At 60.9% G+C, this 21,100-nt stretch carries 20 protein-coding genes and 1 other annotated feature; of the genes, 10 read left to right on the forward strand and 10 right to left on the reverse strand.

Going from position 1 to position 21,100, the window contains the following annotated elements:
* Positions 1 to 3 precede the first annotated feature (3 nt).
* The 4 genes from thrB to ACJ8HH_RS14470 form a co-directional block, all read right to left on the reverse strand.
* Positions 4 to 933, reverse strand: a complete 930-nt coding sequence (gene thrB / locus ACJ8HH_RS14455; protein WP_004932993.1) for a homoserine kinase — start codon at positions 931 to 933, stop codon at positions 4 to 6.
* 1 nt (position 934) lies between these two features.
* Entirely contained in the window at positions 935 to 3,394 is a 2,460-nt protein-coding gene (thrA, locus tag ACJ8HH_RS14460) for a bifunctional aspartate kinase/homoserine dehydrogenase I (protein ID WP_180548107.1), read from the reverse strand.
* A 24-nt stretch (positions 3,395 to 3,418) separates the two neighbouring features.
* Positions 3,419 to 3,536, reverse strand: a sequence feature (Thr leader region).
* Positions 3,475 to 3,561, reverse strand: a complete 87-nt coding sequence (gene thrL, locus ACJ8HH_RS14465) for a thr operon leader peptide (RefSeq protein ID WP_071532847.1) — start codon at positions 3,559 to 3,561, stop codon at positions 3,475 to 3,477. Its footprint overlaps the feature before it by 62 nt.
* A 194-nt stretch (positions 3,562 to 3,755) precedes the next feature.
* Entirely contained in the window at positions 3,756 to 4,442 is a 687-nt protein-coding gene (locus ACJ8HH_RS14470) for a tRNA/rRNA methyltransferase (RefSeq protein ID WP_060422374.1), read from the reverse strand.
* A 630-nt stretch (positions 4,443 to 5,072) separates the two neighbouring features.
* Here ACJ8HH_RS14470 and arcA point away from each other — a divergent pair.
* Positions 5,073 to 5,789, forward strand: a complete 717-nt coding sequence (gene arcA / locus ACJ8HH_RS14475; protein ID WP_004933003.1) for a two-component system response regulator ArcA — start codon at positions 5,073 to 5,075, stop codon at positions 5,787 to 5,789.
* Between the two features lie 52 nt (positions 5,790 to 5,841).
* Here arcA and creA read toward each other — a convergent pair whose 3' ends face one another.
* Positions 5,842 to 6,321, reverse strand: coding sequence for a protein CreA (creA, locus tag ACJ8HH_RS14480; protein ID WP_038878540.1), 480 nt, complete (start codon positions 6,319 to 6,321; stop codon positions 5,842 to 5,844).
* A 342-nt stretch (positions 6,322 to 6,663) separates the two neighbouring features.
* On the opposite strand from creA, the gene robA reads away from it, so the two are divergent.
* A complete protein-coding gene (robA, locus tag ACJ8HH_RS14485) occupies positions 6,664 to 7,533 on the forward strand; it encodes an MDR efflux pump AcrAB transcriptional activator RobA (protein ID WP_442520239.1) in 870 nt (289 codons plus the stop codon).
* Here robA and gpmB read toward each other — a convergent pair.
* Entirely contained in the window at positions 7,530 to 8,177 is a 648-nt protein-coding gene (gene gpmB / locus ACJ8HH_RS14490) for a 2,3-diphosphoglycerate-dependent phosphoglycerate mutase GpmB (protein ID WP_038878534.1), read from the reverse strand. The genes robA and gpmB overlap by 4 nt on opposite strands.
* 101 nt (positions 8,178 to 8,278) lie before the next feature.
* Between gpmB and yjjX the strand changes: the two genes are divergently transcribed.
* The gene (gene yjjX, locus ACJ8HH_RS14495; RefSeq protein WP_060422361.1) at positions 8,279 to 8,797 is read left to right on the forward strand and encodes an inosine/xanthosine triphosphatase; all 519 of its coding nucleotides are present in this window, start codon (positions 8,279 to 8,281) and stop codon (positions 8,795 to 8,797) included.
* Between the two features lie 11 nt (positions 8,798 to 8,808).
* Here yjjX and trpR read toward each other — a convergent pair whose 3' ends face one another.
* A complete protein-coding gene (gene trpR / locus ACJ8HH_RS14500) occupies positions 8,809 to 9,138 on the reverse strand; it encodes a trp operon repressor (RefSeq protein WP_016929152.1) in 330 nt (109 codons plus the stop codon).
* 54 nt (positions 9,139 to 9,192) lie between these two features.
* The gene (gene sltY / locus ACJ8HH_RS14505) at positions 9,193 to 11,121 is read right to left on the reverse strand and encodes a murein transglycosylase (protein ID WP_060440795.1); all 1,929 of its coding nucleotides are present in this window, start codon (positions 11,119 to 11,121) and stop codon (positions 9,193 to 9,195) included.
* A gap of 633 nt (positions 11,122 to 11,754) precedes the next feature.
* On the opposite strand from sltY, the gene ACJ8HH_RS14510 reads away from it, so the two are divergent.
* From ACJ8HH_RS14510 to ettA, 4 genes are all read left to right on the forward strand, one after another.
* Positions 11,755 to 12,366, forward strand: a complete 612-nt coding sequence (locus ACJ8HH_RS14510) for a YfiR family protein (RefSeq protein WP_369783288.1) — start codon at positions 11,755 to 11,757, stop codon at positions 12,364 to 12,366.
* Positions 12,363 to 13,610 carry a diguanylate cyclase domain-containing protein gene (locus ACJ8HH_RS14515; RefSeq protein WP_033649137.1) on the forward strand — a complete coding sequence of 416 codons (1,248 nt, stop codon included), beginning with the start codon at positions 12,363 to 12,365 and terminating at the stop codon, positions 13,608 to 13,610. The genes ACJ8HH_RS14510 and ACJ8HH_RS14515 overlap by 4 nt, the downstream gene beginning before the upstream one ends.
* Positions 13,611 to 13,648: 38 nt before the next feature.
* The gene (locus ACJ8HH_RS14520; protein ID WP_033649136.1) at positions 13,649 to 14,146 is read left to right on the forward strand and encodes an OmpA family protein; all 498 of its coding nucleotides are present in this window, start codon (positions 13,649 to 13,651) and stop codon (positions 14,144 to 14,146) included.
* Positions 14,147 to 14,288: 142 nt separating this feature from the next.
* A complete protein-coding gene (gene ettA, locus ACJ8HH_RS14525) occupies positions 14,289 to 15,956 on the forward strand; it encodes an energy-dependent translational throttle protein EttA (RefSeq protein WP_025159620.1) in 1,668 nt (555 codons plus the stop codon).
* Positions 15,957 to 15,985: 29 nt separating this feature from the next.
* Here ettA and ACJ8HH_RS14530 read toward each other — a convergent pair whose 3' ends face one another.
* On the reverse strand, positions 15,986 to 16,891 hold the full coding sequence (locus ACJ8HH_RS14530) for an AraC family transcriptional regulator (protein WP_033652884.1): 906 nt from the start codon (positions 16,889 to 16,891) through the stop codon (positions 15,986 to 15,988).
* A 177-nt stretch (positions 16,892 to 17,068) separates the two neighbouring features.
* Here ACJ8HH_RS14530 and ACJ8HH_RS14535 point away from each other — a divergent pair, with 177 nt between their 5' ends.
* On the forward strand, positions 17,069 to 18,019 hold the full coding sequence (locus tag ACJ8HH_RS14535) for an SDR family NAD(P)-dependent oxidoreductase (RefSeq protein ID WP_442520240.1): 951 nt from the start codon (positions 17,069 to 17,071) through the stop codon (positions 18,017 to 18,019).
* Between the two features lie 13 nt (positions 18,020 to 18,032).
* Positions 18,033 to 19,028: an NADP-dependent oxidoreductase gene (locus ACJ8HH_RS14540; RefSeq protein WP_060451828.1), complete on the forward strand. Its 996-nt coding sequence runs from the start codon at positions 18,033 to 18,035 to the stop codon at positions 19,026 to 19,028.
* Between the two features lie 41 nt (positions 19,029 to 19,069).
* Here the strand turns inward: ACJ8HH_RS14540 and ACJ8HH_RS14545 are convergent, their stop codons facing one another.
* On the reverse strand, positions 19,070 to 19,981 hold the full coding sequence (locus ACJ8HH_RS14545) for a LysR family transcriptional regulator (RefSeq protein ID WP_033637033.1): 912 nt from the start codon (positions 19,979 to 19,981) through the stop codon (positions 19,070 to 19,072).
* 97 nt (positions 19,982 to 20,078) lie between these two features.
* Here ACJ8HH_RS14545 and ACJ8HH_RS14550 point away from each other — a divergent pair, with 97 nt between their 5' ends.
* Positions 20,079 to 21,080 (forward strand): zinc-binding alcohol dehydrogenase family protein, encoded by a 1,002-nt coding sequence (locus ACJ8HH_RS14550; RefSeq protein ID WP_060388146.1) that lies wholly within the window; start codon positions 20,079 to 20,081, stop codon positions 21,078 to 21,080.
* Positions 21,081 to 21,100 lie beyond the last annotated feature (20 nt).

Below are 21,100 nucleotides of genomic sequence, written 5' to 3' on the forward strand. Positions count from 1 at the left end.
GCGTTATCCCAGTAGTCGAGCGCCTGCGGTATCCAGACGGCAAATATGAACAAAACCTTCGTCGTTTTGCAGATAGTGTTGTTGCAGCCAGGCGGCCATGCGTTGCGCGGTGGCGCCGTCGTTGCAGACGGCGAACAGCGTCGGGCCGGAACCGGAGATGCCGCAGGCCAGCGCGCCGATCTCCTGCGCCGCCTTGCGCGCTTCGGCGAAGCCCGGCAGCAGCCGGGTGCGGTACGGTTCGGCGATCACGTCCTGCATCAATTTGGCGGCCAGCTGCGGCTGCCGGGTGTGGCAGGCATGGATAAAGCCGGCCAGATAGCGACCATGGCTGATGCAATCCTGACGACGGTATTGCGCGGGTAAAATGGCGCGCGCTTCGGCGGTGGAGACCTTGATGCCCGGATAGGCCATGACCCACAGCCAATCGTCGAAGCACGGCACCTCCTGGCTGATGATGCCTTCTTCTTCCAGCATCAGCTGCAGGCCGCCAAGGTAACAAGGCGCCACGTTGTCGTAATGCACGCTGCCGGAAATGCGGCCTTCCAGCTCGCCCATCAGGCCGAGCAGCGTCGTCTTATCCAGCGGCCGATCGCAGAACTCGTTCATCGCCATCAGCCCGGCGACCACCGAACAGGCGCTGGAGCCCAGCCCCGAACCGATCGGCATGTTCTTTTCCAACCGCATCGCCACCGGCACTTCGCGGCCGATCTCCTGGCAGAAACGCTCCCAGCATTGATAAACGATGTTCTCTTTCGGCTCGGCCGGCAGCTTGCTGACGAAGCGCCCGGCATTTTGCAGACTGAACGTCTCGGCGGCTTCGACGCTGACGCAGTCGCCCAGCAGCGTGCCGTCGATCGGCGAAACCGCCGCGCCCAGCACATCGAAACCGACGCTGACGTTACCGATCGAGGCCGGTGCATACACCTTAACCATATTAAACTCCCAACTTCCATGACAGTGTGCGCAGCAGATCGGCGAACACGCCCGCTGCGGTCACATCGTTACCGGCGCCGTAGCCGCGCAGCACCAGCGGCAGCGGCTGATAATAGCGGCTGTAGAAGGCCAGCGCGTTCTCGCCGTTCTTCACTTTATACAACGGATCGTTGCCGTCCACCGCCTCGATGCGCACCTTGCAGCGCCCTTCGTCGATCAGGCCGACATAGCGCAGCACCTTGCCTTGCTCGGCGGCGTTGGCCACGTTGCGCGCGAACTCTTTATCCAGCTCCGGCAGCCGCGCCAGGAACTGATCCACGTCGCCCGATGCGTCGAAGGACGGCGGCAGCACCGGCTCGACCTCGATATCGCTCAGCTCCAGCTTGTAACCGGCCTCGCGCGCCAGGATCAGCAGCTTGCGCGCCACGTCCATACCGGACAGATCGTCGCGCGGATCCGGCTCGGTGTAGCCGTTGGCCCGGGCCTGCAGGGTCGCCGCCGACAGCGACAGCCCTTCGTCCAGCTTGCCGAAGATAAAGGACAGCGAACCGGACAGGATGCCGGAGAAGCGCACCAGCTCATCGCCGGCGTTCAGCAGGTTTTGCAGGTTCTCAATCACCGGTAAACCGGCGCCGACGTTGGTGTCATAGAGGAACTTGCGGTGCGAACCGGCGGCGGCTGCACGCAGTTGCTGATAATAGTTCATCGACGAGGTGTTGGCCTTTTTGTTCGGCGTCACCACGTGGAAACCGTCCGCCAGGAAGTCCACATACTGATCGGCCACCGCCTGGCTGGAGGTACAGTCGACGATCACCGGGTTCAGCAGGTGATACTCCTTCACCAGCCGGATCAGACGGCCGAGATTGAACGGCTCCTGCGCGCCGGCCAGCTCGTCGCGCCAGCTGTCCAGCGCGATACCGTGCACGTTGGTCAGCATCACGCGCGAGTTGGCGATGCCGCACACCCGCAGGTCGATATGTTTTTGCTTCAGCCACGGCTGCTGGCGGTAGATCTGCTCAATTAGCGCCCCGCCGACGCCGCCGACGCCGATGACGAACACTTCGATCACCTGATCGGTGTTGAACAGCATCTGGTGGCTGACGCGCACGCCGGTGGTGGCGGAATCATTGCTGACCACGACCGAAATTGAACGCTCGGAAGAGCCCTGGGCGATGGCGACGATATTGATGTTGGCGCGCGCCAGCGCGGAGAAGAAGCGCGCGGAGATGCCACGCAGGGTGCGCATGCCGTCGCCGACCACCGAGATGATCGCCAGGCGTTCCATGACGTCCAGCGGATCCAGCACGCCGTCTTTCAACTCCAGATAGAACTCCTCCTCCAGCGCGCGGCGGGCGCGCTGCAGTTCGCCCTGCGGCACGCAGAAGCTGATGCTGTATTCGGAAGAGGATTGGGTGATCAGCACCACCGAAATGCCGGCGCGCGACATCACGGCGAACACCCGCGCGGCCATGCCGACCATGCCTTTCATGCCCGGGCCGGAGACGTTGATCATCGCCATGTTGTTCAGGTTGGTGATGCCTTTCACCGGCATCGCGTCATCGGTGCTGTCTTTGCCGATCAGCGTGCCGGGGGCCTGCGGGTTGGAAGTGTTTTTAATCAGGCAAGGGATTTGGAACTGGGCAATCGGCGTGATGGTGCGAGGGTGCAGCACTTTGGCGCCGAAGTAGGAGAGCTCCATCGCCTCCTGGTACGACATCGATTTCAGCAGCCTGGCGTCCGGCACGGTGCGCGGATCGCAGGTATACACGCCGTCGACGTCGGTCCAGATTTCGCAACAGTCGGCGCGCAGGCAGGCGGCCAGCACGGCGGCGGAATAGTCGGAGCCGTTGCGGCCCAGCACCACCAGCTCGCCCTTGTCGTTACCGGCGGTGAAACCGGCCATCAGCACGATGTGGTCGGCCGGGATCGCCGCCGCGGCGATGCGCAACGTGGACTCGGCGATGTCCACGGTGGACTCCAGGTAGTGGCCCTGCGCCAGCAGTTTCTCCACCGGGTTGATCACCGTGACCGGGTAGCCCTTGGCGCGGAATACCCCTTCCATGATGGCGATGGAGAGCTTTTCACCGCGGCAGATAATAGCCGCGTTCACGCTGTCCGGGCACTGCCCCAGCAGCGCAACGCCGTGCAGCACCTGCTTGAGCTGCGCGAACTCTTGATCGACCACGCCCTTCAGCCTGTCGTATTCAAAGCCCGGCAGCGCCTGCGCCAGGCCGCTCAGCAGATCGGCAAAGATCCGCTCGGCGTCGCTGATATTCGGCAGAATGTCCTGGCCTGCCACCGTTTTGTCGATCATCGCCACCAGATGGTTGGTGATCTTTGCGGGGGCGGACAAGACCGTGGCTACCTGTCCCTGACGCGCGTTACTCTCCATGATGTCGGCAACGCGCAGAAAACGTTCTGCATTCGCCACCGAGGTTCCGCCAAATTTCAGCACTCGCATGTGTGATCTCTCCGAATTTAAGCCGAAAAAAAAGCCCGCACTGATTAGGTGCGGGCTTTTTTCTGTGTTTCCTGTGCGCGTCAGCCCGCCCCGTTACCTGTGGTATCGGTGGTGGTAATAATTGTGGTATTCAGGCTGATATTGCGCATGTTGTCTGTCTGTCTCATGAAATACTCTGTCCCCTCTATTGGTTAAAGCAATCGCTATCCCAAGTCAAACGATTTCTTTTTTTTGCTTATTTTCCGTTCAGCGGCGACATTGCGCGATACCGGAGGTAAAAAACAAAATGACAGAACAAAAAAACAACTTAAAGCCGGTTTAATAGTGGATCACTCTGGGTAACCGCTTGATGAAGCCGCTATCACTTGGCGAGTTTTTTTTCGATGTCGTGCAGCAACGTATGCAACATCGCCGTATCTCGCTGTTGCAGCACGCCGAGCCTCTGGTGCAGCCAGTCGCGCAATTTTTGGTCATCGCCGACCTCCAATGCGTTCAACAAGGCATCGGCACGGCGGCGCAGCGCCTTGAGCTGCCCTTCCGACGCCGCCGTTTCCTGCGGCGTGCTGACGCCCATCAAGCTCGCCAACTGGTAGCAGTACACCATCACCGCTTGCCCCAGATTAAGCGACGGATAGTCCGCCTGCATCGGCACGCCGGTCAGCAAATCTGCCAGCGCCAGCTCTTCGTTGGTCAGGCCGGAATCTTCACGGCCGAACACCAGCGCGGCCTGGCCGACCCACTGCTTACGCTCGCTCAACTGTTCCAGCAGCTCAGGCGGCGTGCAGTAGTAGTGAAAACGCGCGCGGCTGCGGGCGGTAGTGGCGACGGTGAAATCCACGTCCGCCAGCGCCTGCTCCAGCGTGGCGAACGTTTGCACGCCGTCGAGGATCTCGCCGGCCCCGTGTGCCACCCAGCGCGCCGCCGGCTGCAGGTGCGCCTCGCTGTCGACGATGCGCAACGACGTGAAGCCCATGGTTTTCATCGCGCGCGCCGCCGCGCCAACGTTTTCCGGCCGCGCCGGAGCCACTAAAACAATATGAAGCTGCATCACTCTTCCACCGAAGGCGGGCCTGCGTTTTTGACGGTGGCGCAGCGCCCGCTTATATTTACAATTGCGTAACAATAAACGCGTTAATAGCAACAAACAAGATTAAACGGCTCGTTGAGCTAATAAACCCGTCGTAATAGTCATTATTCGTGCTTATGTTTTACTGCATTTATTTATCAATGAGTTAAAACAAGACGATGATCAATAAGCGAATAATTGTATCCTATCGGGCCGGATAATGCTGAATCGTTCACAGAATTTGAGGTTCTGTGACTTAAACTGGCATTTCTGTAAGTGTTTTTCACAAATCTGTTAACGTGCTACAATTGAATTTGATATATGTCAACAAAGCGTAGTTTTGTTGGGTGATGAATTCGGCACGCGCTGTTATATTGCTGTTAATGGGGTTAGGATATGCGCCGATTTGGCACCCCAAGGGGTTGTAGGGAACAGCATCCCCACCAGGCTAGCGATCTTGTTGACATGAGATGGAAAGTGCATCAAGAACGAGTTTACGTACTTTAGTCATTTGCTGAGAGGGAACGTGGCGCTATCTCTGCCCTCCTCTAAGAAAACAGAGACTTCTGTACTTCCGATTTTCTATTTTGTTGGCAATTTTAGGTAGCAAATATGCAGACCCCGCACATTCTGATTGTCGAAGACGAGTTAGTCACTCGTAACACCCTGAAGAGCATTTTCGAGGCGGAAGGCTACATTGTTCATGAAGCCAATGATGGTGCAGAGATGCACAATATCCTGTCTGAAAATGATATCAATCTGGTCATCATGGACATCAACCTGCCAGGCAAAAATGGCCTGCTGTTGGCGCGCGAACTGCGCGAACAGGCCAGCGTCGCCTTGATGTTCCTGACCGGTCGCGATAACGAAGTGGATAAAATCCTCGGCCTGGAAATCGGCGCCGACGATTACATCACCAAACCGTTCAACCCGCGTGAGCTGACCATCCGCGCACGCAACCTGCTGTCGCGTACCATGAACTTGGGCAGCCTGGGCGAAGAGCGCCGCCTGGTCGAGAGCTACAAGTTCAACGGTTGGGAGCTGGACATCAACAGCCGCTCGCTGATCAGCCCGGCCGGCGAACAGTACAAGCTGCCGCGCAGCGAATTCCGCGCCATGCTGCACTTCTGCGAAAACCCGGGCAAGATCCAGTCCCGTGGCGAACTGCTGAAGAAAATGACCGGCCGCGAGCTGAAGCCGCATGACCGTACCGTGGACGTCACCATCCGTCGCATTCGCAAACACTTCGAATCGACGCCGGACACGCCGGAAATCATCGCCACCATTCACGGCGAAGGCTACCGCTTCTGCGGCGATCTGGAAGAGTAATTCCGGCCTGCCGTCATGAAAACGGGGTTCAGCATGCTGAACCCCGTTTTTTTTATTTCGTCTCGGCCCACGGCATGATCGGCACCGCGCTCAGCGCGTTCTTCGGCGAGCCGTCGATCACCTTGTCGGAGTAGCTGAGGTAAATCAGCGAATTACGCTTGGCGTCGTAGAAGCGCACCACCTGCAGCTTCTTGAACACCAGCGAGGTGCGTTTCTGGAACACCACATCGCCTTCCGCCTTGCCGTTTTTGATCTTGTCGCTCAGCTCGATAGGCCCCACCTGCTGGCAGGAAATGGCCGCGTCGGCGGTGTCTTCCGCCAGCCCCAGGCCGCCTTTGATGCCGCCGGTTTTGGCGCGGCTGATATAACAAGTTACATTTTTAACATCCGGATCGTCGAACGCTTCCACCACGATTTTGTGGTCTGGCCCCAACAATTTAAACACCGTATCAACGGAACCTACCTGCTCCGCCTGCGCGCTGCCAACGGTTGCGCAAACCAAACCGAATAAAAATATCCAGCCTTTTTTCATTTACTTAACTCCGATATAACCTTGCCGCAAAAATAGGTTCGGCGATCGCCATTATTTATGTCTAAGCTCACGGAATCGGTTTTTTACGGGTCCGCACCGTTCGTTTTAGCACAGAGCGTGACAAAAATCTTTGAGAGTCGCGGAGTAAAAAAATTGCTATGATGCGGCGTCGTTATTTCTTTGCGCCCACTACGGTGTACCCCAATCCAACTCTGGCGCGGCATGCGCAGCAGAGGCAAAGAGTGCAACGCATAATGGCTCATGGATCGGTCTGATAGCGCAGCACCAGCGTGACGAATCAACAGTTCGGGTTCCTACCCCCAAGCTTTACGAGGAAGATCTATGGATCAAGCCGGTATCATTCGTGATCTGCTTAGCTGGCTGGAAAGCCATTTGGACCAACCCTTGTCGCTGGATAACGTGGCGGCCAAGGCCGGCTACTCCAAATGGCATCTGCAACGGATGTTCAAAGATATTACCGGTAACGCCATCGGTGCTTACATCCGGGCAAGGAGGCTGTCCAAAGCCGCCGTCGCGCTGCGTCTGACCGGCCGGCCGATTTTGGATATCGCCCTGCAATACCGTTTCGACTCGCAGCAGACCTTCACCCGCGCCTTCAAAAAACAGTTTGCGCAAACGCCGGCGCTGTACCGCCGTGCCGAAGACTGGAACGCGTTCGGCATCTGTCCGCCGATCCGTCTGGGGGCCTTCACCCTGCCGCAGCCGGAATTCGTTTCGTTGCCGGATAAGCATCTGGTTGGCCTGACCCAAAGCTACTCCTGTACGCTGGAACAGATCACCACCGTGCGCACCGAACTGCGCTCGCAGTTCTGGCGCCAGTTCCTCGGTGACGTCGATACCCTGCCGCCGGTGTTGTACGGGCTGCACCACTCGCGCCCGAGCCAGGAGAAGGACGACGAACAGGAAGTGCTGTACACCACGGCGCTGGAGCCGGATCAGGTGCCTAACAAAGTACAGGAAGGCCAGCCGCTGGTGTTGCCGGGCGGTGAATTCGCGATGTTCAGCTACGAAGGGCCCACCGAGGGGCTGCAAGACTTTATCCTGACAGTGTATGGCACCTGCCTGCCGGCGCTCCAGTTGACGCGCCGCAAGGGGCACGACATCGAGCGTTTCTATCCGAAAGGCGAGCGCCGTCCGCATCAGGCGCCTATCGAGATCAAGTGCGATTACCTGATCCCGATTCGACGTTAACGCTGCAGTTCGTCCAACGCGGGCATGTCCAGATGCGTGACATCGCCCGCCGTTTCCACTATCCAGCCGGAAGCCAGCCACGGGCTCTGCTGGTGATCGACGCGCGACAGTGAGCAGTTGCGCAAGCGCAGGCGACGTTCCGCATAGGCCGGCAGCCCGAGCACCGTACTGATCAAACACCCCAACGCGATGCCATGGCTGACGAGCAGCGGCTTGCTGCCTTCCGGCAGCATCAAGCAGCTCTCCAGCGCGGCACGCATGCGCTCGCCCAGCTCCTCCATGGATTCGCCTTGAGGGATACGGCCGTCAGGAGTACCATCGACCATCTGTTTGCGCCACTGCTCTTCCTGCGGCGTCAAACTGTCGATCAGGCGTTCTTCCAGAACCCCCATGTGCAGCTCACGCAAACGCGGATCGCAAATCACTTCGCAGCCACAGGCTTCGGCGATGATCTGCGCGGTGCGGCGCGTGCGCCCCAGATCGCTGGTAATGATATGCGTAATGCCTTCTTTGCTGACGCGCCTGGCGACCAGACGGGCCTGGTGTTCACCCATGGCGGTTAACGGGCTGTCGGACTGACCCTGGATGCGGCGAGCCGCGTTCCATTCCGTTTCGCCATGGCGAACGAGGTATACCTGTAACATTTTTGTTTTCCGTTATACTGCGTGAAATTTGCGTTTATCCCCGGCCCGGCGGCGCTTTTGCCGCTGCCCGGCGTATCGGCCAGAAGGATATCAAACCCGTTATGTACCATGTTGTCGCTGCAACTACCAACCCGGCAAAGATCAAGGCTATTCAACTGGCCTTCGACGACGTCTTCGGCGCGGGCCACTATCGCATTGAAGCCGTCGACGTCGCCAGCGGCGTCTCGCTGCAGCCGATAGGCAATCACGAAACGCGCACCGGCTCGCGCCAACGCGTCATGGAAGCGCGCCAGGTCAGGCCCGAGGCCGATTTTTGGGTCGGCGTGGAAGCCGGGATTGAAGAGAATATGACCTTCGCCTGGATGACCATCGAGAACCCGCACATCCGCGGCGAATCCCGCTCGGCGAGCCTGATGCTGCCGGAAGTCATCTTACAAGGTATTCGCGACGGTCGCGAATTGGGCAGCGAAATGGCGGCAATCACCGGCAACCCCGAGGTGAAGCGTCAGGGCGGCGCCATCGGCGTCTTCACCGACGGCCGGCTGAGCCGCACCAGCGTTTATCATCAGGCGCTGCTGCTGGCGCTGGTGCCGTTCCACAACGCCATCTATCAGCAATAACCCCGAGCCTGTTAGGGCGCGTCGTGCAGCAACTGCTGCTCAAGCCACTGTTTCAGCGCCGGTGAAGCCGCTTTCAGGCTGTTCGATCCGCGGGTGATGGTGGCAATCCCCGCGCCCAGTTCATTTTTCAGCTCACGCTGGCTCATTTCGCCGCGCATCAGTTCCTGAATGATCCGTACCCGAGTGCCCAGCGCGGTGCGCTCGTCCGGCGTCAGCATCAGCTGCAGCAGCGGTTGATGCAGTTCTTGCGCAAACGAATTCTGCAGCAGCGCGACGAAGCGCAGCCAATCCTCATTGCCTTGTTCTGAAAGAGCGGGGTCGTTTAACGATAATTGCGTCATGGCAGCCACCATACTATTTAACTAGTACAGCAGCATACCATAGGGCCGTCAAAATCAATAACGTCTCTGCCACTCGGCGTCGGTCAGCACCTTGGCCGGCCGGTGCGTCAGATAGCGGTAAAACGCGTCATAGGCCAACACGTTCTTGACGTAGCCGCGGGTTTCCGAGAACGGAATGCTTTCGATAAACGCTACCGGATCGATCCGCCCCGCGCTGTTGCCCAGCCAGGTGTTCACCCGCGACGGGCCGGCGTTATAGGCGGCGGTCGACAGGATGCGGTTGCGGCCGAACTGCTGATAGACCGACTCCAGATAGCTGGTGCCGATGGTGATGTTGGTCTGCGGATCGAACAGCTGGCTCGGGCCGACGTAACCGGGGATGTTGAACATCTGCACCGTATGCTGCGCGGTGCGCGGCATCACCTGCATCAGGCCGGAAGCGCCAACCGGCGACTGTGCCTTCGGATTCCAGGCGCTCTCCTGACGCGCTATCGCCATCGCATAGCTGGTGGTGATCCCCTTGTCATCGGTGGCGCGGCGGAACTCCTGCGGCCAGGCGACCGGGAAGCGTTCCTCCAGGTGATCCCACAGCTTGCCGACGATGGTCGCCTGCACGCTCAGATCGGCCCATTTTTGCTCAAAGGCGTAACGCGCCAGCGCCTCTTGTTCCGGCCGGCTGCGGCTGGCGACGTAGGAACCCCACTCGCTGCGGGCCAGGTTGTCCATATTCCAGTACATCAGCTCGCGCACCCGGGCGACTTCCGGCCCGTCGGTCAGCGACGCGCGCGGCTTGGCCGCCACCGCCACCATCACCGGATAAGTGGCGTTCAGCTTCTGCGCCGCCACCATCGGATAGAAGCCGCGTTCGGTCATCAGGTTACGCAATATCTCCTCGCCTTCGGCGCGTTTCCCTTCGTCCATCAGTTGACTGGCGCGCCAGTAGCGCCACTCATCCTTGTTGCGCGACTCTTCCGGCAGGCGCGCCAGCCAGGTCGCCACGCCCTGCCGATCGCCGTTGCCCAGCGCCATGCGCACCCGGCGCTCCAGCAGCGAAGGCGAACGGCTGCGCAGGATCACCTGATCACGCCACTGCGCCTGTTCAAAGGTGGCATCGCTGCCCATCAGGCGCCAGGCCACCGCCTCTTCCAGCCCTAGCCGCTCGTCGTCGCTCATTTTCTGCAGCCGCGCAAGCGTCGGGATCATCGCCCGCGCGTTTTCCACATCCTGCCGCGCCAGGCGCTCAAAGGCGATGCCGGTGGCGGCGCGGGTAAAGTCGGTCGGCCCCACGCTGCGGGCGAAGGCTTCCACGGTGGTCGGATCGTTTTGCAAGCGCACCAGGGCGTTGCCCATGGTCTGGTAGTCGGCCGGCAGTTGGCTGTAGAGGTTGCTGACCAGTGAACTGTTACCCTCTTTCAGCGCCAGCTTCATGCGCGCCAGAATATCGAGCGGCGTCTGCTTGCCCGCGCCGCGCCAGACGCTGAACAGCCGATCGCAAGCGCTCGGCAGCGTTTTGCCGTTCAGCCACAGTTCGTCGGCGCCGCTCCAGGCCGCCTGCTGATCGCCGGTGGCCCACTTGGCGTAGTAATAGTTGCAGCGCGCCGCCACCGGTTTGGGCGGCTGCGGGCTGAAGGCCAACAGGGTGCGCCAGTCTTCGCGACGCGCCAGCTCATTGACGAAGCGCGGCGCCAGTGATTTCGCCGGCGGCAGCGTCGGGTTGCGTTTGATAAAGTCGTTCACCTCGGAGAACCCCGCCTGACTCAGATCCTGCGTCAACTCGCGGTATTCCAGGTAAGGATAAAGCGGGTAATCGCGCAGCGTCGGCATCAGTTGCGCCACCACGTCCATCTGATTGCCGTCCCACGCCTGTTTGATCTGCTGGTAACGCTGACGTTGCGCATCCAGAGAATCCGCCAGCGCCGCGCCGGAAAACGCCGTCAGGCACAGCCCCATCGCCAACAGCCGTCGCTTGTCCACCTTGACCATCCTCGCTCTTTCCTCACTGGTTATACCGCAGGAGCCGCCCAGCTCCCCGGTGACCGCCGCGCCACGGCGCCGCGGGACAAAATAAAGCCGGGCGCACGGCCCGGACGCAGATATCTACCATAGACAGCGCAATCGCTTATCCATTCAATACTGTAGAAGAAGAAGTGTATCGCCATGACGGGAGCCAGGTAAAAAACGTTTACTTTGGCTGACAAATCAGGCCGACGGGATATTTCCAGCCACCGGATTTTTATTAGCCACCCCGGCATTTATAAGAGAAGTAAAATAATTTTTAATTATTAGCTATGACATTATTGCATTTGTGAGATGACGCCGCCGTTGCGCAAATCGCCTGACAGCTGGCCAAACGCGCCAACTTTGCAGAAAAGCGGTGGCAAACCCGGGTAGGCATTTTTATACTATCAAAAATAAGTAGGATAATTCCGAGAAAACAGCACATAAAGCGCCCAACGAAGACATCTTATAATACAATCCGCGCCAATTATGGGTGAGATAGTGTTCATTAGGCAGTGCGACTGACAGCTTTCAGCAAAACGATTGTCCCTTCAAGCGGGCCGAACTTTTCCTTGTCAGGCCACGGCCTGCGGGCGGTGGATCAGGCCGGAATGGCGGGTGAAGATGGCGAATAAGACCGCGATAGCGATGCGTTGCGCAAAAAGCCCCGTGCCGGGCTTCCTTGGCGCACGTCTGAATATCGGTCGCCTGCTGCTGATCGTGTTGTTGGTGCTGCTGACGTTGTCCGGGCCTGCGCGCGCCGCCGATGATCCCTATCAAAAACGCACGCACGCCGTGACGACCGTGGTGGTAGGCATCATCAGCTACGCCCGCTGGTCGCGTGAACCCAATCCGATCCGCTTGTGCGTGACCGCACCCACCCAGTATGCCGAAGGGCTGTTCGATCCGATCCTGCTGAGCGCCCCGCGTCCGATTAAAGCCGAGCGTGTGCCGTTCGACAGCCCAACGCTGAGTACCGGCTGCGATGTCATCTACTTAGGGAACATCACCGCCGCGCAGAGACAAAATTTCATGCAGCGCATTTCCGGCAACTCCATTCTCAGCATCAGCGAGAACGATAGCGAATGCTCCGCCGGCAGCGCATTTTGCCTGCAGATCGATGGGGACCAGGCCAGTTTCAAGGTCAACCTGGACGCTCTGGCGCGCAGCGGCGTGCGCGTTCACCCCAACGTGCTGCAGCTGGCACGCAAACAGGCGCCGCCGCTATGAGGCTGTTGCACAGAAACCGCGCCGGCAATGCGCGTCCGACGCTGGGCCGAGTGCTGCAGCGGGTGCATCTTGGGCTGGCGCTGATCGCCGTCGGCACCGCCGGCATCTTTTTGACGCTGGTGGCGCTGTTTGCGCTGCGCGCCTATGCCGACCACAACCTGCACCTGATCGCGCGCTCCATCAGCTATACCGTCGAGGCCGCCGTGGTGTTTGAAGACGGCGCCGCCGCGCGTGAGGCGCTGATGCTGATCGCCTCCAACGAAGAGATCCTGGAGGCGCGCATTCTGGATAATAAAGGCAAGATGCTGGCCAGCTGGCGCCATCCCTCCGACAGCCCGCTGCACGGTCTGGAGCAGATGGTTGCGCACTGGGCGCTGCCCGAGCCGGTCATCCTGCCTATTTCTCACGGGGGCAAACAGGTCGGCCAGGTCTGGTTGAGCGGCAACGGCGGCAGCCTGTTGCGTTTCCTGTTGCGCGGCCTGGTCGGCATGATCGCCTGCATGGTGCTCAGCACCCTGTGCGCTCTGGTGTTGTCGCGCCGTATGCTGGTCGGCATCGTCAGTTCGCTGGACGACATCGCCAACGTGGCGCACGCGGTGCGCCGCGATCGCACCTTCGGCCTGCGGGTGCCGTCGGCGCCGATCGCCGAGCTGCATGAGCTCAGCAACGATTTCAACGGCTTGCTCGACGAGCTGGAGGCCTGGCAGGCCCATCTGAAGCAGGAGAACGACTCGCTGGCTCACCGGGCGACGCACGACAGCCTGACCGGATTGCCGAACCGCGCCTTCTTCGAAGGGCGGCTGAGCCGGGCGCTGGGCGATATCGAACCGCCGGCGAAATTGGCGGTGCTGTTTATCGACGGCGATCGCTTCAAGGAGGTGAACGACAGTTATGGCCACGCCGCAGGCGATGCGGTGCTGACCACCATTGCCGGGCGCATTCGCGCGCAGCTGCGCGAGACCGATCTGGTCGCGCGTCTGGGCGGGGATGAATTTGCCGTGCTGCTGGCGCCGGTACACGGCACGGAAGATGTCCTGCAGATCGCTGACAACATCATCGATTGCATGACGCAACCGGTCATTTTGCCGAACGACGAGGCGGTCATTACCTCTCTGAGTATCGGTATTGCGCTGTACCCTGATCACGCGTCGACGCCTCAGGGTCTTTTGCACGAAGCTGACGATGCGATGTATCAGGCAAAGCATCGTTATAACGGAGGCTGGCGGCTGGCTATACATAAATAAGAGCCCCGGCTATAACACTTGAACTAGGGATTTTGACTATGATACAGCAACTGTTTAAAGGTCGTTTTTCACTGCTGACGATGGTGTTCGTCGCCCTGCTGGCGCTCGCCGGCTGCCAGAGCAAACCGCAGGGCCTGACGCCCGAGCAGATCGCGCTGCTGCAATCGCAGGGCTTCAAACTGACCGATAACGGCTGGGAGTTCGGCCTGTCGGATAAAGTGCTGTTCGGCAACAACATCGGCAAGCTGAACCCGGAAAGCACCGAGACGGTGCAGAAGATGGGCCGCGCGCTGCTGAGCGTCGGCATCACCAAGTTCCGCCTGGACGGTCATACCGACAACTACGGTGAAGACAGCTATAACGACCAGCTCTCTCTGCGCCGCGCCGATGCGGTGGCCGATCTGCTGGCCAGCGTCGGCATTCCGCGCGCCAATATCGAAACCCGCGGCATGGGCAAGCGCGATCCCGTTGCCGACAACCGCACCTCCAGCGGCCGCGCGGAAAACCGCCGCGTCGCGATCGTCGTCACGCCATAAGCCACCAATATGCGCCTTTATCGGCGCATAAACGGTTATACTTAGCGATCGCTGAGCGATGTCTGGGATCCGAGATCGAAACGGGCTACACTCATGCCGCCAGACATCCTATAAATACTGATATAGAGAGGCTTAGAGCAACGTGGCTCAATACGTCTATACCATGCACCGCGTCGGCAAGGTGGTACCGCCGAAGCGTCATATTTTGAAAAACATCTCCCTGAGCTTCTTCCCCGGGGCCAAAATCGGCGTACTGGGCCTGAACGGCGCCGGTAAGTCCACCCTGCTGCGCATCATGGCCGGCATCGATACCGATATCGAAGGGGAAGCGCGCCCGCAGCCGGGCATCAAGATCGGTTACCTGCCGCAGGAGCCGCAGCTTAACCTCGAACACACCGTGCGTGAGTCGGTGGAAGAAGCGCTGGCGGAAGTGGTCGGCGCGCTGAAGCGCCTGGACGAAGTGTACGCGCTGTACGCCGAAGAAGGTGCAGACTTCGACAAGCTGGCCGCCGAACAGGGTCGCCTGGAAGAGATCATTCAGGCGCACGACGGTCACAACCTCAACGCCCAACTGGAACGCGCCGCCGACGCGCTGCGCCTGCCGGACTGGGACGCCAAAATCGCCCACCTGTCCGGGGGTGAACGCCGCCGCGTCGCGCTGTGCCGCCTGCTGCTGGAAAAACCGGACATGCTGCTGCTGGACGAACCGACCAACCACCTGGACGCCGAGTCCGTGGCCTGGTTGGAACGCTTCCTGCACGACTTCGAAGGCACCGTGGTGGCGATCACCCACGACCGTTACTTCCTGGATAACGTGGCCGGCTGGATCCTCGAACTGGACCGCGGCGAGGGCATTCCATGGGAAGGCAACTACTCTTCCTGGCTGGAGCAGAAAGACGCGCGTCTGGCGCAGGAAGCGTCCGCCGAAGCCGCTCGCCGCAAGTCGATCGAGAAAGAGCTGGAGTGGGTGCGTCAGGGCGCCAAAGGCCGCCAGTCCAAAGGCAAGGCCCGTTTGGCCCGCTTCGAAGAGCTGAACAACACCGAATACCAGAAACGTAACGAAACCAACGAACTGTTCATTCCACCTGGCGCACGCCTGGGCGACAAAGTGGTCGAAGTCAGCAACCTGCGCAAGTCCTACGGCGACCGCCTGCTGATCGACGACCTGTCGTTCTCGGTGCCGAAAGGGGCAATCGTCGGCATCATCGGTCCGAACGGCGCGGGTAAATCCACGCTGTTCCGCATGATGTCCGGCCAGGAACAGCCTGATTCCGGCAGCATCGTGCTGGGCGACACCGTCAAGCTGGCGTCCGTCGATCAGTTCCGCGACAGCATGGACGGTTCGAAAACCGTGTGGGAAGAAGTCTCCGGCGGGCAGGACATCATGCGCATCGGCAACACCGAGATGCCGAGCCGCGCCTATGTCGGCCGCTTCAACTTCAAGGGCGTCGATCAGGGCAAACGCGTGGGCGAGCTGTCCGGCGGTGAGCGTGGCCGTCTGCACCTGGCCAAGCTGCTGCAGGTTGGCGGCAACGTGCTGCTGCTCGATGAACCGACCAACGACCTGGATATCGAAACCCTGCGCGCGCTGGAAAACGCCCTGCTGGAATTCCCTGGCTGCGCCATGGTGATCTCGCACGACCGTTGGTTCCTCGACCGTATCGCCACCCACATTCTGGACTACCAGGATGAAGGCAAGGTGGAATTCTTCGAAGGCAACTTCACCGAGTACGAAGAGTACAAAAAGCGTACGCTGGGCGCCGACGCGCTCGAGCCGCACCGCATCAAGTACAAGAAGATCGCCAAGTAATGCCCGAGGCGCCGCATGCGGCGCCTTTTTTACGCCTGCGCCCGGCGATAGTCGCGCGGTGAGCACGCCATCACGCGTTTGAACGCGTGGCTGAAAGCGCTGTCGGAATCGTACCCCAAACGCTGCGCGATAGCGGAGACCGGTTCGCCGCCGGTACGCAGCGCCCGCGCCGCCAGCAGCATGCGCCAGCGCGACACATATTCGAGCGGCGCCATGCCGGCTTTCTGCTTGAAGCGCAGCGCCAACGTCGAACGGGAAACGCTCGCCGCGTCGGCCAACGCCGCCACCGTCCAGCGCCGGGCCGGATCGGCATGTACCGCCTGCATCGCGGCGCCGATGCGCGGATCGAACAAAGCGGGTAGCCAGCCGGACGCCGCACTCTCCTCCCCCATCAGGTAAATCCGCAGCGCCTGGGTCAACATGATTTGCCCCAGATGATGCGCCATCAACGTACTGCCCGGCGAAGGCCTCACCAGCTCATCCGCCAGCCGCTGCAGCGCCCATTGCAGCACGGCCGCCTCTTCCGTGCCCCCGCGGATCACCATCAACGCGGGCAGGCTGCCGAACAGCCGCTCCACCTCCTCGCCAAAGCTAAAACGGCCGCCGATAAACAGGCACGTTTCCCCCTCGCCGCAGCTCGCCACGCCGTTTTGCGCCTGCAGATAAAGCGCGTCGGCGTCGAGCGCCGGAAGAGACAAGTCGCTGCCGACGGTCAGCGGCAGGCTGCGAGTCAGCAGTAAACAGTCGCCGGCCGCCAGCCACAGCGGTTCTGCCAGCCCTTCCGCCGCCAACCAACAGCCGCCGCGCACCACCGCGTTGAACTTCCCGCCTTGCGGAGCGGGAAAATGAACGGCCCAGTCGCCGCCGGCCTTCAGACCGCCGAAAAACGCATTCTGGCTGTTCAGTGGCGCCAGCACTTCCGATAAAGGATCCATATCCTCTCCCCATAAAGATCTTGCAAGAGCATAACCCGCGCGATGCGCTGGCCGAAGACTTTAGGACGATGGCGACAGAAATTAGGTTTTTGTTGCATTCATCCGCCGGATAACGCCGATTTACACTCCCTGTGTCACAGCCAACCACAGCGAGGAATCCCCAATGAACAAACGCCCATCGGCTCTGGCTTCAACGCCACCACCACCGCCGCCGACGTGCTCAAAGATCGTCAACTGGCCGGCATGACGGCGCTGGTCACCGGCGGCCATTCCGGCCTGGGGTTGGAAACGACTCGCGCATTGACGCAGGCGGGAGCACAGGTGATTGTCGCCGCCCGCGATCCCGTCATCGCCCGCACTCGTCTGGCCCTCGCCGGTATCAGCAACGTCGACATTTATGAGCTTGATTTGGCCGATCTGAACAACATTAGAGAGTTCGCGCAACATCTTCTGGCGACCGGCGTCCACCTCGATATGGTGATCTGCGGCGCCGGCATCATGGCCTGTCCTGAAACCCGCATCGGCCCAGGCTGGGAGGCTCAATTCGCGATCAACCACCTGGGGCATTACGCGCTGGTGAACCACCTCTGGCCGGCATTGGCGGGCGGCGCCCGCGTTGTCGTCATCTCCTCTTCCGGCCACCATGCCAGCGCCATACGCTGGAATGACGTGCAGTTTCACAGCGGCTATGACAAGTGGCGGGCCTACGGCCAGTCGAAAACCGCTAATGCGTTATTCGCCGTGCACCTCGACAAACGAGGACGAGCCGCCGGTGTACGCGCCTTCACGCTGCATCCCGGCATGATCCCCACGCCACTGCAGCGTTACCTCTCGCAGGAAGAGATGCTCGCATTGGACTGGATCGACGCCAACGGCAAACCCGCCCACCCGGAAATGCTGAAAACGCCGCAACAGGGTGCGGCAACCCAGGTGTGGGCGGCGACATCGCCTCAACTCAATGGCCTTGGCGGATTGTATTGCGAAGACTGCGATATCGCCCGGCGCAACGATGACGAGGGCCTTTCCTTCAGCGGCGTAAAAAGCTACGCCGTCGATCCTGAACAGGCCCAACGCCTGTGGGAATTGTCGGCGCAACTCACCGGCATCGACATCTTCGGCAAGATTTAAACAGGAGCCCCCTATGCAGAATCGCCAAATCATCCTCGGCAAACTCCCACAGGGAAAGCTGACCGTCGATTGTTTTCAGACTCGCGAGACCCCGATGCCGATCCCCGGCCCCGGAGAGGTTCTGTTGCGCACGCTTTACGTGCCTTTGGATGCGGCCAGCAGAGCCTGGATGCAGGGCGTCACCTATCGTTCCGGATTGCAGCCAGGAGACATCATGGCCGCGACGACGCTGGCCGAAGTCGTCACGTCGCGCTCTCCCCTGCTGGCCGCCGGCGATATCGTGTTGGCGGAAACCGGCTGGCAAACCTTCACGGCCCTGCCGGCGGCTGAGGCGCTCAAACAGCCGGACATCGTTCCGCATACGCACTTGCTCAGCGTTTACGGCGTACCCGGACTCACCGCTTACTTCGGCCTGCTGGAATGCGGACGCCCCAAGGCCGGTGAAACCGTCGTCATTTCCGCCGCCGCAGGGGCGGTAGGCATGTTCGCCGGACAAATCGCCCGGCTCCACGGCTGCCGCACGGTGGGCATTGCCGGCGGCGCCGCCAAAACGGCTCTGCTGACGGACAGGCTGGGTTTCGACGCGGCGATAGATTATAAGGCGGGGAATCTGCATGACGGCCTGCGCCGCTCGTGCCCCAACGGCATTGACGTGCTGTTCGACAACGTCGGCGGCGATATTTTGGCGGCCTGCCTGCCGCACATGGCGAAACAGGGGCGCATTGTTTGCTGCGGCGCGGTGTCGCAGTACGATACGGCCTCCCCACCGGCCGCGCCGGCCGGGATCCCCGGTTTGCTGATCGTCAACAGCTTGACGATGCGGGGGTTCCTGGTGGCCGACTTCCTTCACCGACAAGAACAGGCGCTGACGGCGCTCACGGCCTGGGTCGCGGAGAAGAAATTAGCGGTCATCGAAGATCTGATCGCCGGTTTTGAGCTGCTGCCCGCGGCCTTGGTTGGCCTGCTGGCGGGGGAGAACACAGGAAAGCGCATCGTGCAAGTGACGTAATATCTTGTTTAACCCAGGAGCGGCCTGGGCTTCCTTGGTTCTTATTCCCGCGGCAGCTCGCGGGCATAGTCGTCGAACGCCGGATGCTGCAGCACCACATCGATGAAGCAGGCCAGCGCCGGGGAGTTCAGCTTGCGGCTCGGGTAAACCAGATACAGCTCGTTGCCCTCCGCGCGCCACGCCGGCAAGACTTCCACCAACAGCTTCTGCGCCACCACCTCGCGGCTGAGAAACGCCGGCAACAGCGTGATCCCCGCGCCGGCGATAGCGCATTCACGCGCATACAGCAGGTTGTCGGTGGTGTGCGCCAGCGGCAGCTGCCAACGGTAGTAGTCGTCGCCGCAGCGCAGGTTCCAGGCCGTCCAGGCGCGGTGGGCAATGCAGCGATGCTGTTGCAGTTGTTGCGGGTGTTCGATCGGCGGATGCTGCGCCAGATAGGACGGCGCGGCCAACAGATAGCGCGGCGCATACCCGAGACGGCGACCGATCAGCGAAGAATCCTGCGGCTTGCCGGTGCGCAGCGCGGCGTCGAAGCCTTCCTGCACCAGATCCACCATGGCGTCGGACACCGACACCTCCAGCGAAACGTCCGGGTATTGGCGCTGAAAATCCGCCGCCAGCCGCGCCACCAGGGTCGCCCCCAGCCCGGCGGGCGTTGAAATGCGCAGGCGGCCGCTCGGGTTATCGCGCAGCCGCTGCAACGCCAGATCGGCGCGTTCCGCGGCGGACATCATCGCCTGACAATGTTCCAGATAGCGCTCACCGGCGAAGGTCAGGTTCAGCTGGCGCGTGGTGCGATTGAGCAAGCGCAGCCCCAGCGTCTGTTCGAGCTGGCTGATGCGCTGGCTGACGCTGGACTTCGGCAACCCGACGCGCTGCGCGGCGGCGGTGAAGCTGCCGCACTCCGCCACCAGCGCGAACAGCGCCATGTCCTGCAGCTGTTTGAATTCCATTGTTCACCTTAAACGAACACTCCGTTAGATATTGTCCATCTTATCACCCCACTGCCGCGGGTCTACACTGGGGACATCATTTAAAAGGAGCACAATCATGTCGATAAAAGCCATTGCCGTAGACCCGCAGAACCCCGCCGGTTTCATCGAAATCTCACCGGAGATGCCGGTTCCCGGCCAGTACGATCTGCTGGTGGCAGTGAAAGCGGCGTCGGTCAACCCGGTGGACACCAAAGTGCACGCCGGTCTGCAAAAGAGCGGCCTGCAGCAGCCGCGCATCCTCGGCTGGGACGCCAGCGGCGTGGTGGTAGAGGTGGGCAGCGGCGTCAGCGGCTTCAAGCCCGGCGATGAAGTGTGGTACGCCGGCGACATCACCCGCCCCGGCAGCAACAGCAGCCACCAGCTGATCGACTCACGCATCGCCGCGCACAAGCCGCGCAGCCTGAACTGGGCCGAGTCCGCCGCCCTGCCGCTCACCGCCCTCACCGCCTGGGAAGCGCTGTTCGAACACCTGAACATTCAGGATGCGCCGGAGCACAAGACACTGCTGATCATCGGCGGCGCCGGCGGCGTCGGCTCGCTGGCCATTCCGCTGGCCGCGCTGCGCAGCAAGGTGAAAGTGATTGCCACCGCCTCAAGGCCGGAATCCGCCGCCTGGTGCCATGAACGCGGCGCCGATCTGGTGGTGGACTACCGCGATCTGAAGGGCAACCTGGCGCAGCACGGCATCGAGCAGGTGGATTACATCCTCTGTCTGAACGATACCGACGGCCACTGGCCGGCGATGGCCGAGCTGGTCGCGCCGCTGGGCCATATCTGCACCATCGTCGAGAACGCGCAGCCGTTGGATCAAAACGCGCTGAAGCTGAAAAGCGCCGCGCTGCACTGGGAATTCATGTTCACCCGCAGCATGTTCACCACCCCGGACATCGCGCAGCAAGGCAAGATCCTGCTGCAGATGGCGCAGTTGCTGGACGAAGGCAAGCTGAGCACCACGCTGAGCGAAACCCTGCACGGGCTGTCGGTAGAAACGCTGACCGCCGCGCATCAACGGCTGCTCGGCGGCCATATGCAAGGCAAGCTGGTTATCGCTTACTAAGCCTGAATCGCGGCGGCGTT

Origin of the sequence: Serratia sp. CY32780, assembly GCF_052169135.1 — a bacterium.
Lineage (GTDB): Bacteria > Pseudomonadota > Gammaproteobacteria > Enterobacterales > Enterobacteriaceae > Serratia > Serratia sarumanii.

What these genes read in the sequence shown, in the direction of transcription:
- thrB (WP_004932993.1), bottom strand. Translation starts at nt 933, where the DNA reads ATGGTTAAGGTGTATGCACCGGCCTCGATCGGTAACGTCAGCGTCGGT.
- robA (WP_442520239.1), top strand. Translation starts at nt 6,664, where the DNA reads ATGGATCAAGCCGGTATCATTCGTGATCTGCTTAGCTGGCTGGAAAGC.
- sltY (WP_060440795.1), bottom strand. Translation starts at nt 11,121, where the DNA reads ATGGTCAAGGTGGACAAGCGACGGCTGTTGGCGATGGGGCTGTGCCTG.
- ACJ8HH_RS14540 (WP_060451828.1), top strand. Translation starts at nt 18,033, where the DNA reads ATGCAGAATCGCCAAATCATCCTCGGCAAACTCCCACAGGGAAAGCTG.
- gpmB (WP_038878534.1), bottom strand. Translation starts at nt 8,177, where the DNA reads ATGTTACAGGTATACCTCGTTCGCCATGGCGAAACGGAATGGAACGCG.
- ACJ8HH_RS14520 (WP_033649136.1), top strand. Translation starts at nt 13,649, where the DNA reads ATGATACAGCAACTGTTTAAAGGTCGTTTTTCACTGCTGACGATGGTG.
- thrA (WP_180548107.1), bottom strand. Translation starts at nt 3,394, where the DNA reads ATGCGAGTGCTGAAATTTGGCGGAACCTCGGTGGCGAATGCAGAACGT.
- creA (WP_038878540.1), bottom strand. Translation starts at nt 6,321, where the DNA reads ATGAAAAAAGGCTGGATATTTTTATTCGGTTTGGTTTGCGCAACCGTT.
- yjjX (WP_060422361.1), top strand. Translation starts at nt 8,279, where the DNA reads ATGTACCATGTTGTCGCTGCAACTACCAACCCGGCAAAGATCAAGGCT.
- ACJ8HH_RS14530 (WP_033652884.1), bottom strand. Translation starts at nt 16,891, where the DNA reads ATGGATCCTTTATCGGAAGTGCTGGCGCCACTGAACAGCCAGAATGCG.
- ACJ8HH_RS14515 (WP_033649137.1), top strand. Translation starts at nt 12,363, where the DNA reads ATGAGGCTGTTGCACAGAAACCGCGCCGGCAATGCGCGTCCGACGCTG.
- ACJ8HH_RS14470 (WP_060422374.1), bottom strand. Translation starts at nt 4,442, where the DNA reads ATGCAGCTTCATATTGTTTTAGTGGCTCCGGCGCGGCCGGAAAACGTT.
- trpR (WP_016929152.1), bottom strand. Translation starts at nt 9,138, where the DNA reads ATGACGCAATTATCGTTAAACGACCCCGCTCTTTCAGAACAAGGCAAT.
- arcA (WP_004933003.1), top strand. Translation starts at nt 5,073, where the DNA reads ATGCAGACCCCGCACATTCTGATTGTCGAAGACGAGTTAGTCACTCGT.
- ACJ8HH_RS14545 (WP_033637033.1), bottom strand. Translation starts at nt 19,981, where the DNA reads ATGGAATTCAAACAGCTGCAGGACATGGCGCTGTTCGCGCTGGTGGCG.
- thrL (WP_071532847.1), bottom strand. Translation starts at nt 3,561, where the DNA reads ATGAGACAGACAGACAACATGCGCAATATCAGCCTGAATACCACAATT.
- ACJ8HH_RS14550 (WP_060388146.1), top strand. Translation starts at nt 20,079, where the DNA reads ATGTCGATAAAAGCCATTGCCGTAGACCCGCAGAACCCCGCCGGTTTC.